This is a genomic window from Aminipila terrae (genome assembly GCF_010120715.1).
Lineage (GTDB): Bacteria > Bacillota > Clostridia > Peptostreptococcales > Anaerovoracaceae > Aminipila > Aminipila terrae.
On sequence record NZ_CP047591.1, the window covers coordinates 1392026 to 1406708 of the forward strand.

Consider the following 14683-nt stretch of genomic DNA (forward strand, 5'->3'; position numbering starts at 1 on the left):
TCAAGGTTACTCCCTTATTTGGGAGTATTGCCAACGAGAGGCTTTTTATTCATCCCTAAATTATTTTACGATTAAAAGCTTCATACCTGATGGTAATTGCTGGTCTTCTGCAAGGTCATTGATTTCAGTTATCATTTCCATGGTAGTTCTGTACTTTTTGGCTATATTCCAAAGAGTATCGCCATTCTTTGTTATATATACCACCATTCCCGGTTTTATTCCAGGTTCTTCTTTTGGTTCTACAAATGCTACATTTTGAATAACCTGATATTTATCCTGCCCATATACAGATGAAGAAATAAATAAGTTTGCATTCACTTCAATCTGTTTTGCATTGATTCGGTCAAACCATAATTCCTTTATGGCAATCTCACTGTTTGCTTTGGTATCTCCTCTGCCCATTGGAATTTCCATGGAACCTCTGAAATTAACTTCTTTATTTAACCTGAAAGCAGCTTTTTTTTGGTCTTCAGGGAGACATAACAGTGTAATGTCAATAGCTCCCTCAACAATGTTTTTGTTCTGCTCCAGGAAACTTCTGCTGTTTTTAATATTCCCGTAAATGTAGATTACTCTCTTTACTTCTCCATATTTTTCTGGTACATTTATGATTTCTCTGACTGCTGCTTCTGTAACCCCGCTTCCACCCAGAGACATAGCTTCCAATTCAACTTTATCGCAAACCACATCTTTGGTTCTGTGATAAATATCTGTTACGATTTCCCGTTCAAGATTTTTATATATTTCAATGGTGGTTTCTACAGTTCCCTCCAGGGCGAATGCATTTTCTGCCGGTTCTTCCGGGTCAGGATCTTTTATATGTACATTAAGATTGTTGTAATTAAAAGAGATTTTACTTCCTTCTGCCGGATTCAAAATTGGTATAAACTGGGTAAACTCTGTTTTTCCCTGGAATAATTGAGGTGAAAGTCTGCTCCCCCCACTTTCTTCCATGCTCATAGCCTCTGCCTCATTGCTACTGCCAAGATAAAGAACGTTGCAATAAATGGTAGCATTTATTACTGCTTTATCCTCTGTAATCTGCTTGTGGTTTTCTACAATATCTACATCGTATTTTAAAATTCGTTCTGGCTTTGGCTGGGTATCCTTCAGAGCCAGCGTTTCATTTATGTCCATTACATCGGATTTTCTTTCTGGTACGTGGGTCATCTGTATTTTTTCTTTTAAAAGTTGGAGCTTTTCACCTTTTATGCCCTGAAATACCTGCATTTCCACATTTGCATATTCACGCATGGTCAGTCTTACTGTTAATTTAGCCCTGAATTTTCTTTCATTGATTACAGTATAATCGATGCTTTCAATGTATGGTTTGATGACCAGTCTGGAAAGGGGTTCTGCTGATACATTCCATTCTGTTTTAAATGGAAGTCTTGACTGGATATTTATGATATGATGCTCCCCTGTGTAGTTTTCCGGAATATATAACGTATGAAGCTCTATTTCCCCTGTAACTTTCACGGAATCCTGGCTTAATTGTCCTACACGGATCTCTGAGTCTCCCAAACTTGCCTTACCTGTCATGGATAGTATAGATGCCAGATCTTCTTTGGTATCCGGTACTAAAATATCTTCTTCTATATATACTCTTGTCTCCGGTTTCTCCCGGATATCGGTCATCTTTAGTTCGTTGGTAATCAAAGCCCCTGCCGTAGGTACAATCACTGTAGCTTCATTATTCTGCACTGGTGTGGCCGGTGCTGCCATTACTGGCTTTACCTGTTCCATAGTTTCTGTTTGGGATTCAAGCTCGGCTTCAATTTCTTTTTCATAATCAGGCCTGCTGATTACTTCAATTACTTCCGGCTCTGCTGCCACCTCCAGAATCCCTGATTCCGGCGCCGCTTCCAGTGTTTCTGGCACAGATACGGCGTCCAGTGCCTCTGGTTCTGGTACGGATACCTGTTGCTCAGGTTCTGCCATCTCAATGGATATTCCAGCTACTTCCATAATTTCCTCTTCTTGCTGATACAATCCTGGTTCCATGGTTTCTGTACCTTCAAATTGTATTTCATTCGTTCTTATTTCTGGCTCTTCTTCTGGTAATTCCGGTAAAACATAATCCTGAACCGAATATTGCTGTAAGTCTGTTTCTCTTGCTTCTGTCTGCTCCTGGCTATGAAAATTCAATAGGCGGTCATATGGCGATGGATCAAACTCATCCCTTTCGTCTGATTCCTTTGCAGGTTGAAGTGCAAAATCAGGTATATCCTTATCATAGGTCATGATATAATCCCCCTTATACGTTAATTTTTCAATTTTAATACTGCGGCATTGTCCGCATTATATACATTAAACACAATACAGTTTATTCCGCCTTCTTTATTTGTATTACTACTTGTTTAACGTAAAACATAATCATCATGAAAAGAATTGAATATTTACAAAATTTGTGGTAACCTAAAAAAAAGTTAATTTCTATATATTTATTGTGCAAGGAGTAATGTAACATGGATGTAACAAAAAAAGAAATAGATGCTATTGGTGAGCTTTTTAATATCGGAATTGGCTCTTCCGCGACTGCGTTATCTACAATATTAAGCAAAACAGTAAATATATCTGTGCCGAAAGTTGAGATAGTAACGCCTCAAGAACTGGATATTACATATCTGGAGCCTGCTTTTGGTATAAGCGTGGATTATACTAAAGGATTAAAGGGTACAAATTCCTTGCTTTTAAAAAGAGAAGACATTTTAAAAATGGTCAGCCAGATGACCTATATGGACATAACTGAAATAGATGAACTTTCAAAAAGTGCCATTTGTGAACTTATGAATCAGATGATGGGTTCTTCGTCCACCGCTCTGGCAAAATTCCTGAATAAGGAAATCGATATTTCAACTCCGGAACTTGGGGAAGTTCTGGATACAAATACTTATAAAGAATTTATGTATGGCAAATTTGAGTCTGTCATGACCGTAACTTTTACACTGGAAATAGAAGATTTATTAACCACCAATTTTGTAACAGTAATGAGCCACGACATCTGTCAGACTATATTAGAAGAAATGAGAAAAATGCATCCAATCGCTTAAAATACTTAGCAACTTAAATAATAAACCCCCTGACCTTTTCACTGGTCAGGGGGTTTTTCTGCATCTTGGTTTTATACACCTTCTGTCATCACAAGTTCTTTCAGCTTTTTAATATGTGTGTCTGCAGCTTCTTTGGCTGCCTCCGCATCACCTTGTGCTATAGCATCTATAATAATCTGATGCTCATGGGGCATATTTTCAGCCCTTTTAAAGTCATCATAATATAAATATCTGAATCTCAGGGCCATTTCCTGCAAAGGTTCAATTAGCTGGAGCAGCGTTTTATTGTTACTTGCTTCAACAATCAGTTTATGAAATTTGGAATCATAAAAGATCATATCGGCAGTATCTCCTTTGTCAACAGCCTGATTGTAAGCAGCTTCTGCTTCCTCTATTGTCTTCAGCTGCTCAGGTTTCATTCGTGTAGCCGCAATAAATGCTGCCATGCCTTCCATATTCTGCCTCACCTCAAGTATCTCAACCATATCCTCCGTTGAAATCTGGGATGCGTAAGCACCTCTGCGGGGTTCGATTGTTACAAGACCCTCTTTCTCCAACTTTCTGATTGCCTCTCTGATTGGAGTACGGCTAACACCCATATCTTCAGCAAGTTCTACTTCCATCATTCTCGTTCCCGGGGCAATTTTCCCGGTAAGAATCTGTAATTTTAATTCTTCATAGACAATCTCCCGGAGCGGTCTATGATTTTGAATATCAAAATTTAACATCTTTCACCTCTTTTAAATTTCATGCCAATGTTTTGGTAATATAAGTTTCCTTATTCATCTCACATAAAAGCTTATAATCTTTTTCTATTTCTGATTTTTCAAAGTATATAGCAAATACAGTAGGACCACTTCCACTCATAAGAACTTTGGCAGCACTACCCTCCTGGTCAATCTTGTTTTTTGTATACATAATGATAGGATACCTCTTTGTACTGAATAATTCAAGTATATTCGCCATGTTCTTTACTACTTTATCATAATTTTTTGAATTTAGCCCATTAATAAGCTCTTTTGTATCCACATGATACTGCAACATTGTTATACCACCCTGGTATTCAGGTTTTTCCAATCCTAATTCTGCATCAATTCCCCTGTAAACTTCCGCTGTGGAAATGCCAAGGGCAGGCTTACTAAGCAATACATCACAACAAAGAGGAGTAACGGGTGTGAGCTGTTCACCGATTCCTTCCGCATAAGCACAGGTAGACGCTAATGCATCCTCCCTTATTGCTCTTCCCAGCTGGGGGTTTCCCTTAGCCTGTCCCATGATACAAAATGGCACATCGGCTCCCAGTTTCACACCTATATTACAAAGTTCCTTTACGGACAAACCAGCATTCCAAATATAGTTTAATGCATGGAGTACTGCAGCACCGTTTCCGCTTCCTCCAGCCAGTCCTGCCGCCACAGGAATATTTTTTCTATATTGATTTCGACTTTCCCTTTCCTGTGTAGTTGGTCAAGCATCATCTCTGCAGCCCTGTAAGCAATATTTTCACTATTTAAAGGGAGATTATCTCTGTTCATGGATAAAACAATCTGGGAACTAACCAAGGTCCTGTCTTCCTTCCATTTTACGGTTACCCGGTCATGAAGTTCAAGCTGCTGCATAACCATCTCGACCTGATGATAACCATTGGAAAGTACCCCCAGTACATCTAATGACAGGTTTATCTTGGCATATGACTTTATCATTATTTCATTCATTGGCAGTTCCTTTCTCATTCATTTATTTTTCAGGCAAGTTTCAATAATATTAGCAAAACAGCTCACTTTATCGTATATCATAAAGTGAGCTGAAAGTATCTGCAGTTTATTTCTTTTTCTTCGCTTTATTTTTAGGTCTGGTGGTTCCAGCCAGGGCTTTTTGCCTAGCAGCTTCTTCTGCAGCTGCTTTTCTTCCAGTGATATAGGTACTACCCCCTGCAGAAATTGGTCTTGGTGCTTTTACACGTTTATTGTCATTTACAATAACATCTTCAACATCGTCATCTTCCGCTTCTTTAGCAAGCTGTTTTTCAAGCTTTCTACGATGTTTTTCTTTCACTTTCTGATCTTTAGCAACTATTTCCTGCACGGATTTACCCGTTTCTTTTGACACTTTATATGGATTTACTTTATCTTCTACTCCGCTTTCTTCTTTTTCTTTTTCTGCCTGTTTCTTAGCAGCCTTACTTGAAGCCCAGATTACACCAACCATCATGATACCCATCATGGCCATATTGGCTTTCATGGCCGAACTGGTGTCAACTGTGCTGAAAGTAATAGTCTCATCCTTTCCAAGAGTATCTCCTGAAGCTGATGTTACATCTTTTGAAATAGAAAGCTTGTATTTACTGTCAGAAACCAGCGTCTGTTTGTTAACCAGCACTAAAACCAAACCTTTTTCCTTTGGACTGTAAAGAACTCTTATTGGTAATGCTTTACCTTTTGAATCAGTCAGCTTAAAGCTTTCTAAATTTTCTTCTACATTGTTTTTATTAATCATATTCTGGTTGAAATACAACTTTACACCTGAGTTTTCAACCTGCATCCCTTTATCACCGTCCCTGGGATAAGAATCATCCACCTTTAAGGTTCCCGCAAAACAAAGAGATGTTGTCATCATTACCATTAATAATGCCAGTGCAGCTATTGCACTAATCGATTTTTTCATTTAAGTTCCTCCACTTTCTATTTTGTAAGCCCCGGGTTTTTCATTTTATCCCATTTAAAACCCCTTTGCCGTAAATCTCTAAAAAAATCTTTTAAAAGATCTGAACATTCCGTTTCCATAAGACCAGTTTCTATTTCCACATAATGATTCAGCTTTTCTTCCTGAAGAATATTAAACACTGAACCGCAAGCTCCGCCTTTAGGATCCATTGTCCCAATAAAAACCTTTTTCATCCTTGACCAGACAATAGCCCCGGCGCACATGGCACACGGCTCACAGGTCACATACAGATTGCATTGGAGCAGTCTCCATCCTCCTAAAGTTTTAGCTGCTTCCCGTATGGCAATCAATTCTGCATGTGCAGTGGGATCTTTTAAGGTTTCTGTTAAGTTGTATCCTCTGCCTACGATTTTCCCATCCTTTTCAATAACTGCTCCGATGGGAATCTCTCCGCAGGAATAGGCTTTTTTTGCTTCAGCCAGTGCATCTATCATATAATTTCTCATATACCTTACAATGTTATCACAATTGTATTTAATATTCAAGAAAAAAACGACCCTGCAGGGGTCGTTTTATTGCTTTTTTCTATAATAATATTTAACATTAAACAAACAGGTTTACATTGGACTGTTCTGCATCTCCAAGATATGCCGCAACACCAGCAAATTCAATTCCGTCTACCAGTTCTTCTCTTGTAATTCCCATCACATCCATAGACATAGTGCAGGCTACAATTCGGACACCATTTTCCATGGCTTTTTTCATTAAATCTTCCAGAGAATCCACATTTTTATCATTCATGACTTTTCTCATCATTCTGGTTCCCATACCGCCCATATTCATATTTGAAAGCTTAAGCTTTGAGGTTCCTCTTGGCATCATCATCCCGAACATACTATCCATCAGAGGTTTTTTCACCCTCTGCTTTTCTGTCTTTCTCAGCGCATTAAGCCCCCAGAAGGTAAAAAACATTGTCACAGGTCTGCCCATGGCAGCCGCACCATTTGCAATAATAAATGAAGCTAATACTTTATCTAAATCCCCGCTGAACACAATAAGTGTTTTTCCCTGAGGCAATTCAGTTATACCATTTCCAGATACACCTTGACTTTTTTTATTGTTGTCACTGGACCCTTTCTGGATATAAACAATATTTTGTTTTCCCTCCCGACAGGTTTTCACCAGGGTATTACCCGTCCTGTTACACCAGGATTCAATATCCCGGGAGAATCCCATATCTGTTGCTGCAACTTTGATTATCTGCCCTTCTTCAATTTCATTTATGGAGTTAAACACTCGCATAATGGGTCCGGGGCATTGCAACCCGCTGCAGTCTAAATCCTTTGTTATTACGATGTTGTTGATATCCACTTTGCTTCCGCCTTCCACATCACCATTTTCTTTTGACAGAACTTTTTCTGCCTCCGGTGTAAATTCAATACCAGCTTGCCACTTCTTTGGGAACAATTTATCATGAAAAGCTGATTTGTAGAACCCTGTTCCTGCCGGATAGACGGCTACGTGTTTGAATCCTGAGTTCATTAAAATTCTCGCTACGTTATAAGAGCGGACTCCAATGGCACAAAATGTGACAATCAGATTTTCCCTGTCCAGTTCCTGCATTCTGTCTCTGACCTGCCCAAAGGGTATATGAACAGAGTCTTCCACTGCAAACGCCATTCTTTCAAAGCTTTCTGTTACATCAAGAACTGTAACAGCGGGAACTCCCATTTTTATAGCCAGTTCGTCCCTTTTTTCCAGTCCGTCCCATGGAACGAACCGTACCACTCCTTTTAAAATATTTTCAGCCACAAATCCAAGCATATTTACGGGGTCTTTTGCAGAAGAATAAGGAGGTGCATATGCCAGTTCCAGTTTCTGCAAGTCTGCAGCCTTTGCCCCCAGCCTGATAGCTGTAGCTATTACATCGATTCTTTTATCTACACCGTCTACTCCAACAATCTGTGCTCCAAAGATTTTGCCCTCCGGTGAAAATAACATTTTTAAAGTTATAGGTGCTGATCCCGGATAATATCCTGCATGGGATTTCTGATTAATTATGGCTACAAAATAGTCTTCATTTGCTTTTCTGCCCATGCGGATTAAAGTTTTTTCATTTAATCCTGTTGCTGCCACTGTAAAATCAAACACCTTTGCTACGGAGGTTCCTTGAGTCCCTTCATAGATTCCCTCCGTACTTTTATCCAGTATCCCAAATCCGGCAGCAATATTTCCTGCGCAAATACGTGCCTGCTTATTTGCCGGTCCGGCCAGAGGAATCATGGTCTTCCCCTTTTCTATGAATTCTGTTACTTCAATCACATCACCAACCGCATAAATATTTTCATCAGAGGTTTTCAGGTATTCATCAACAATAATGCCACCTCTCTGATTTAATTCCAGTCCTGCCTCTTTGGCAAGCCCACTGTTTGGCTTAATGCCTATGGATAAAATAACAATTTCTGCATCTACCGCTTTCCCACTGGAAAGTGTAATTCTGGTTTTATTACCCGTAGGTTCTGAAATATTTTCAAACTTTTGTACACCATCTGACAGAATGAGTTCCACTCCATTCATTCTGATATTTTCATGAACCAGTTGTGCCATTTCATAGTCTACAGGAGCCATGACCTGGTCCTGCATTTCTATAATAGATACACTACATCCAGCTTCTTTAAGATTCTCCGCCATTTCAAGACCAATAAATCCGCCACCTATGACTGCCGCAGTCTTTGGTTTTTTCTCTGTAATATAGTTTTTAATTTTATCTGTATCTGGTATATTCCAAAGGGTAAAAATACCCTCTCCCTTAATTCCCTCGATAGGAGGAACAATTGGGGTGGACCCGGTGGATATCACCAGATTATCATAGCTCTCTACGTATTCACTTCCATCAGAGGCTCTCTTAACTTTAACCGTTTTTTCTTTTCTGTCTATGGATAATACTTCGTTTCCGGTTCTTACATCTATGTTAAATCGTTGCTTCATTGCCTGTGGTGTTTGAAGGAGCAAAGCTTCTCTTTCTTTTATCACATCACCGATATAATAAGGAAGACCACAGTTAGCATAAGAAATATAGTCTCCTTTTTCCATAATAATGATTTCAATATTCTCATTAAGTCGTCTCAGTCTGGCTGCTGTAGTCGCACCTCCTGCCACTCCCCCTATAATAACAACTTTTTTCTTATCCATTCGATTTCCCTCCATTCATGAATTCTGAGATAATTCTATACCCTCCCATAAAATGTTTCAGTGATAAAGTCACAATGTAAGATTTATGTGATATAATATGTCCTTAGATAATATTAACATTATTTTCAGAAAATTAAAACAAATTTTAGGGGTGATATGTATGATTGACGAAAAGCTTCTTTCCAAATTATATCCATTTTGGGATAAACTTACTCCACCACATAAAGCAGAAATGGCAGCAAATACGGTCCTTCGCACTTATGAACCAGGAGAAATAGTTCACGGAGGGGGTCAGGAATGCACCGGGGTTTTAGGTGTTATCAGTGGAAGACTTCGTACTTTTATGCTATCTGATGAGGGCAAGGAAATAACCCTTTTCCGTCTTATAGACGGAGACAACTGTATGCTCTCTGCCTCATGTATGATAAAAAACATTTCTTTTGATGTACACGTATCTGCTGAAGTGAAAACGGAAGTTGCTATAATAAATCCAGCTATTTATGATAAAATTGCAAAAAAAAGCCCTCATGCAGAAGGCTTTATGAATGATATTATCTCTATGCGATTTTCAGAAGTCATGTGGGTCATTGAACAGTTATTATTTATGAAAATGGACAAACGACTAGCAATTTTCCTTTTAGAACAGTCTGCCCTGGACGACAGTGATACCATTACTTTAACCCATGAGCAGATAGCTGGGCACTTGGGCACTGCCAGGGAAGTGGTTTCACGTGTTTTAAAATATCTGGCAAACGAAGGCTATGTATCCGTATCAAGGAAGGGTATAACAATTTTGAATCGAAAAGGCTTATCAAAAATGGCAGAGTAATTCTCTGCCATTTCTTTATTCTGCACACATTCACTTATCCTAAACTGGATCTACAATATCTCCAGTTTCTTTATCTATTGCTGTGATCCAATAGCCATAAGCTGTCATCCTGTTTTCTAAAGAACAGTCGGCTTTTGTGGCTTCCAGGCTCTCTGCCCCTACAATAGGCTGCCACAAAACAAAGCCTGACTGCCCCCCTCTGGCTGTTCTTCATTTAGAAACCTACCAGGTATCCCCAAATAGTACATGGACTGATCTTCTCCAAATATGTAATGCCTGTACTTTGACGCTCCCCACACTGCTCCCGGGGAAACCAGAGGCAAATTCTTTACATTTGCAATCCGTTTCCATTTTGCTCCTGTCCTGTCCTTACTGAAAGGTAGGATAAGCTCGTAAAGCTCGGCTGCTTTTGCAGTTTTCTCACATATGTCTTTTATATACTGATTATAAAACTGATTGTAGGTGGCTCTTTGTTTCTTTGCCAAGTTCTGTACTCCATAAGGATTTACATCCAAAGCCTCTTCAACTATATCCTTCTCCTTTTCTGCTTCTGTTTCTTCGTTTTCTTTTGGTTCCTCTTCTTTTTCTGTTTCTTCTTTACTGTTCATTCTTTCAGCTCCTGCTGCCATCACAGTACTTCCCGAAAGTGCCAGTTTTCCTTTTAATACAGGATGTAACGGTTCTTTATTGTCCCGCATTGAAACTGCAGCCACAATAGCTACAGAGTAATCTGCAAGCTGTCCCCCTCTGCCATCCACATTACCTGGATCAAATCTGAAATAATTCTCCCCTGTACCAAATCTGTTTAGAATTAATGAGCCCATAACTGAATGGATGGTCCGTTCTTTCTTTTCTCCAAACAAAATTAATTTGTAAATGTAATGATTTCGTTCAAAAAACCGTAGGTTTTGGACACTTAAAGAAATTGCCCCCTTACCGTTGCCTGTTTCTACTCTTAAGTTTCCATATATTGCCTGTTCCTGCCTTGCAGCAAAGTCCCGATTTTCTTCAGAAAGAAGCACCATTGTTTTATTATATTTCGTGTATTCCATATTGCCCTCCCCTGTCATTTTTAGTACTATATACATATATATGGGGAAGGAGATTAATTTATGATACTTGATATGATCATTGCTATTCTGGTTATTGGAACAATGGTACAGGGATACCGGCACGGGCTGCTACGGAGTCTCGTCCGGGTAGTGGGCTGGTTTATTGCTCTTGGAGCTGCTTTTTTCTGGTCCCCTGAATTTAACACCATTGTTAAGACCAATACACATCTTTATGATTCAATCTACGGAAATATAAATCAAAAAGTCAGCACTGCTATTTCCCCTGCTGAACTGCAGGGAAGCATGCCGACTATTATTCATGATCCTCTGGCAAATCTGATTAACTCTCTGGCCGGTTCAATTTCTGCAGGTTTGTCAAATCTTCTTTTTACCATAGCCTGCTTTCTGATGGTGACTTTTGCTGTCCAGGCCATACTTCATATTCTCATTTCTCTTTTATCAAAAGAGCATAATCGTGGAATCACGGGCTTTTTCGATGGCTGCATAGGTATGATTTTTGGCTTTATTAAAGGGATTCTCTATGTTTTTGTGCTGCTGGCCCTGATGATTCCTGTTGCTTCACTGGCTGATCCTAAAGTTCTGACTTTTCTTATGGAAAACCTGAATAACTCTCATTTCGCCAGTGAACTTTATAACAACAATCTCATTCTTTTAATTATGAAAGATATGTTGTAAATCTTTTGAAAAATTATTATCTGCAGAAAATAATGCCAACCACTGCCATGACCATTATAATTTTTACTGGGCTCATCTTAAATTTAGCGGCTAGTATGATGGTCGCTATGAAAACCAGGCTGGGAATCAGCTGGATTCCTGCTAATAAATCAACACTCTTGTCAATAAGGGAAGACTCCCCTACAAAGACTGCTGCTGCTGCTATTAGTCCTACGGTGGCAGGTCTTATACCGGTAAATGCCGCTTCAATGCCTTTGTTCTCGTTAAACTTATCTAAAAATTTCATAACGGTTATTATTAATAAAAACGAAGGCAGGGCAACCCCTAAAGTGGCACATATGGCGCCCGTCAGTCCTGCAAAATCATAACCTATATAGGTGGCGGCATTTACGGCCACGGGGCCCGGCGTAACCTGTGACAGCGCTACAAGATTGGAAAACTCTTCCGGAGACATATATCCAAACTGCTTTACGGTCTGAAAAATCAGGGGCAGCATGGCAAGTCCACCACCAAAGCTAAAAATTCCTATTTTGAAGAAAGATAAAAACAGTGTCAGATAAATCATGATTCTCCCTCCTGATTATTTTGCTTCTTTAATCTGAACCAATAAGGTATTAGTCCTGCAAAGGCTCCAAGAATAATTGCCCATACTGCAGAAACCCCAAGAACAGAAATCATTACAAAGGCGCAAATTGCAATAATCCATGTAAATTTACTGTCCAGAACCTGCTTACCAAGCTTGACTGCTGCAAATAAAATCAATCCGCAGGAAGCTGCTTTTATGGAAACAAAGGCTCCGTTTATATAAGGATTGTTACCTGCAGCCCTTAAAAAGACAGCAGCCAGTATAATAATAATCAGGGATGGCATAATCACTCCCAAGGTTGCGGCTACAGCACCTGCCAGCTTATTCCTTCTATATCCTACAAAAGTGGCTGCATTAATAGCTATAACTCCCGGTAGGGACTGGCAGATTGCTATGCAATCTATCATTTCATCCTCTTTCAGCCATTTATAATCTTCCACCACCATACGCTGAATTAATGGCAGCATGGCAAGTCCCCCACCAATGGTAAATAAGCCGATTTTAAAAAATGCCACAAATAAATTCCATAAATCTTTCATTTCTTATCCTTTTCTAACATCATACTGGTTCTGATTATATTATCTTTAATTATGTTGGAATTAATACTCCTTTTCCCAATCCACCGTTGCTAAGATGTTTTTTATCCGTTTCTTCATTGGATGTATTTTGACCTTCTCCTGCAGAATGTCCATTTTGAGAATCCTGCATGCTTTGTTGATATTCTCTGATTCTCTCCTCTATAGGAATTGAAATGCCGCTTCCTCTACTGTCATCTTCCGGAGGTTCCGGTCGTTCTCCATCATATTCCATAAACTTTTGTCCGTCACTGACCATTTTATTTAACCGTTGAAATTCTTCTTGCAGAATCTGCCGCCCTTTATCTGACAGCCTGTAAATTTTTCTCCTGTTTTCCTCTGCAACTGGAACAATAATTTCTTCTTTCTCAAATCTGCCCAAAAGATTATACATGGTTCCTGCTCCCACGGACACTCTTCCCTCTGTCAGTTCGCTGATCATCTGCATGATACCATACCCATGGTTTTCTTTGATTAGGGAAAGCAAAATATAATACATGGGTTCTGTTAAAGTTTTTAACTGTTCTCTAGCCATTTTTACCTCCATTAATAATAAGTTCTAACACAATCGTAATTTTTAAAATCCAAAATATAAAAGATTCCATAAGCCACAAAAATACATAAAAACTCCTAAGAAATCCAATAACTTTAATTGCTCTTTTTCAGGATACAGGGCCTGCCTGTAGGTGGCTGTTAAAATGACCGGAATAGAACCGATACATAGTAAAAGCTGAACAATCTGCCACCTTATTCCAAAGAAACTGCCAATTGGAGCACTATTTGTCCATATACCATAACAAAATTCTACTATAGAAACAGCCGGGATAAATGCAAAAAATGCTATCCATATAAACTTGCTGCACCCCCTTATAATTTGTAAAATTCTAGGCACTAAGCATTCATTTTGGTGCTTCCAGCCCCTTGCTATGTATATCAATTTTGCTGCAACCTGCAATGCATAGTATCCCATAATCATACAATAAATAAAACTAAAGCTGTATGCAATAAGGTTATCTATATCATTCCTACTTAGAAACAGGATACTTGAAACAGCCAGCATGCAAAACAGCTGAAGGATATTATCTAGCAGTTCCCCATTGTTTATGGCTGCTTTTTTCCGCATCTTTCTTTCTGCAAGTCCATCTGTATACAAAGGCACTGCATTATCACTATTTGTAGCAAATATGTAAAGCCTCTTATTAAAACAATCTATTTTCTGCCATCCCAGGTCTCTGTAAAACTGATAATATGTTTGTTTCTCGTGTTCTTTCCTCTTGCCCACATCAATGGCGTATTTAAGATTTTTCGCTTTTTCACTTTTTTCAAACATTGCGACATTTCTAATCCATCCTTTGCCTGTGCCCTTAAATTCATAGCCCTTTTCTGCCATACGATTTAAAAGTTCTTCTCCGTCTTTATAGTCAAGTGTTCCAAAGTTAAAGCTTTTAAAAATGTGCTTCATCGATTCTCCCCCAATGCTCCTGCCTAAATTCTGTTAAATATAATCTATATGAATCCTGTTTTATATCATTATTCGATATATCAATTATCAATATATACCTTTATAAGATAATTGTCAATTGAAATATATCTTTACAGTGAAATAGCCCCGGTACAAAATGATATATTCTCTTCTAGGTTCTGTTCCGCGCTATTGTCAGCCCTTTTATCTCCTTTACGTGTTCACATATATATGAGACAGACTTTTATATCCAAATATAAATTCGCTTTTTATTGTTTATCCTGTTGGTGCTACCGTAATTCTCATTTTTACTTAAATCCCGGTAGCTTTTTGCATCTTTACCCGTTAGTTTTGACACATTGTTAGCATTTTTGTTGAAATGACTACCATAAAGTTTCAACTTTCATAAAATACGGTAGCTTTTGCCCGAAATGCTACCGCGGATTTTGTTTTTTTATAATTATAAGAGCAAAAAACTTATTCTCCACAACAAAATTCAGTCAGAGGGAACCAGAACACACCTTTTCAAGCTAAAAGAAAGTGCATAAATTTAAAAACTAAAAAAGGTACTTAC

General features: G+C 38.7%; 16 protein-coding genes. 3 read left to right on the plus strand and 13 right to left on the minus strand.

Features of this window, described 5'->3' with window-relative positions; translation table 11 throughout:
• Positions 1-60: 60 nt before the first annotated feature.
• Positions 61-2244: an SPOCS domain-containing protein gene (locus tag Ami3637_RS06610; RefSeq protein WP_162361882.1), complete on the minus strand. Its 2184-nt coding sequence runs from the start codon at positions 2242-2244 to the stop codon at positions 61-63.
• A 224-nt stretch (positions 2245-2468) separates the two neighbouring features.
• Here Ami3637_RS06610 and Ami3637_RS06615 point away from each other — a divergent pair, with 224 nt between their 5' ends.
• On the plus strand, positions 2469-3053 hold the full coding sequence (locus Ami3637_RS06615) for a chemotaxis protein CheC (protein ID WP_162361883.1): 585 nt from the start codon (positions 2469-2471) through the stop codon (positions 3051-3053).
• 71 nt (positions 3054-3124) lie between these two features.
• Here Ami3637_RS06615 and Ami3637_RS06620 read toward each other — a convergent pair whose 3' ends face one another.
• The 6 genes from Ami3637_RS06620 to Ami3637_RS06645 form a co-directional block, all read right to left on the minus strand.
• Positions 3125-3781 carry a GntR family transcriptional regulator gene (locus Ami3637_RS06620; RefSeq protein ID WP_162361884.1) on the minus strand — a complete coding sequence of 219 codons (657 nt, stop codon included), beginning with the start codon at positions 3779-3781 and terminating at the stop codon, positions 3125-3127.
• A gap of 19 nt (positions 3782-3800) precedes the next feature.
• Positions 3801-4469, minus strand: a complete 669-nt coding sequence (locus Ami3637_RS06625) for a 4-(cytidine 5'-diphospho)-2-C-methyl-D-erythritol kinase (protein ID WP_162361885.1) — start codon at positions 4467-4469, stop codon at positions 3801-3803.
• Positions 4412-4768, minus strand: a complete 357-nt coding sequence (locus tag Ami3637_RS06630; protein WP_162361886.1) for a 4-(cytidine 5'-diphospho)-2-C-methyl-D-erythritol kinase — start codon at positions 4766-4768, stop codon at positions 4412-4414. The genes Ami3637_RS06625 and Ami3637_RS06630 overlap by 58 nt, the downstream gene beginning before the upstream one ends.
• A gap of 106 nt (positions 4769-4874) precedes the next feature.
• Positions 4875-5717, minus strand: a complete 843-nt coding sequence (locus tag Ami3637_RS06635) for an Ig-like domain-containing protein (protein ID WP_162361887.1) — start codon at positions 5715-5717, stop codon at positions 4875-4877.
• Between the two features lie 17 nt (positions 5718-5734).
• On the minus strand, positions 5735-6223 hold the full coding sequence (gene tadA / locus Ami3637_RS06640; RefSeq protein WP_202931120.1) for a tRNA adenosine(34) deaminase TadA: 489 nt from the start codon (positions 6221-6223) through the stop codon (positions 5735-5737).
• 97 nt (positions 6224-6320) lie between these two features.
• Positions 6321-8909, minus strand: a complete 2589-nt coding sequence (locus Ami3637_RS06645) for an FAD-dependent oxidoreductase (RefSeq protein ID WP_162361888.1) — start codon at positions 8907-8909, stop codon at positions 6321-6323.
• A 160-nt stretch (positions 8910-9069) separates the two neighbouring features.
• Between Ami3637_RS06645 and Ami3637_RS06650 the strand changes: the two genes are divergently transcribed.
• Positions 9070-9738 (plus strand): Crp/Fnr family transcriptional regulator, encoded by a 669-nt coding sequence (locus tag Ami3637_RS06650; RefSeq protein WP_162361889.1) that lies wholly within the window; start codon positions 9070-9072, stop codon positions 9736-9738.
• 39 nt (positions 9739-9777) lie between these two features.
• On the opposite strand, the gene Ami3637_RS06655 is transcribed toward Ami3637_RS06650, so the two are convergent.
• Positions 9778-9915, minus strand: a complete 138-nt coding sequence (locus tag Ami3637_RS06655) for a hypothetical protein (RefSeq protein WP_162361890.1) — start codon at positions 9913-9915, stop codon at positions 9778-9780.
• Positions 9897-10790: a hypothetical protein gene (locus Ami3637_RS06660; protein WP_162361891.1), complete on the minus strand. Its 894-nt coding sequence runs from the start codon at positions 10788-10790 to the stop codon at positions 9897-9899. The genes Ami3637_RS06655 and Ami3637_RS06660 overlap by 19 nt, the downstream gene beginning before the upstream one ends.
• A 60-nt stretch (positions 10791-10850) precedes the next feature.
• Between Ami3637_RS06660 and Ami3637_RS06665 the strand changes: the two genes are divergently transcribed.
• On the plus strand, positions 10851-11486 hold the full coding sequence (locus Ami3637_RS06665; RefSeq protein ID WP_162361892.1) for a CvpA family protein: 636 nt from the start codon (positions 10851-10853) through the stop codon (positions 11484-11486).
• Between the two features lie 16 nt (positions 11487-11502).
• On the opposite strand, the gene Ami3637_RS06670 is transcribed toward Ami3637_RS06665, so the two are convergent.
• From Ami3637_RS06670 to Ami3637_RS06685, 4 genes are read right to left on the minus strand one after another with little or no spacing between them, the layout of a single operon-like run.
• Positions 11503-12051 carry a chromate transporter gene (locus tag Ami3637_RS06670; RefSeq protein WP_162361893.1) on the minus strand — a complete coding sequence of 183 codons (549 nt, stop codon included), beginning with the start codon at positions 12049-12051 and terminating at the stop codon, positions 11503-11505.
• A complete protein-coding gene (locus tag Ami3637_RS06675; RefSeq protein WP_162361894.1) occupies positions 12048-12611 on the minus strand; it encodes a chromate transporter in 564 nt (187 codons plus the stop codon). Before Ami3637_RS06675 ends, Ami3637_RS06670 begins: the two co-directional genes overlap by 4 nt.
• Positions 12612-12660: 49 nt before the next feature.
• The gene (locus Ami3637_RS18425; RefSeq protein WP_162361895.1) at positions 12661-13182 is read right to left on the minus strand and encodes a PadR family transcriptional regulator; all 522 of its coding nucleotides are present in this window, start codon (positions 13180-13182) and stop codon (positions 12661-12663) included.
• 42 nt (positions 13183-13224) lie between these two features.
• Entirely contained in the window at positions 13225-14109 is an 885-nt protein-coding gene (locus Ami3637_RS06685; RefSeq protein WP_162361896.1) for a DUF2812 domain-containing protein, read from the minus strand.
• Between the last annotated feature and the right edge of the window lie 574 nt (positions 14110-14683).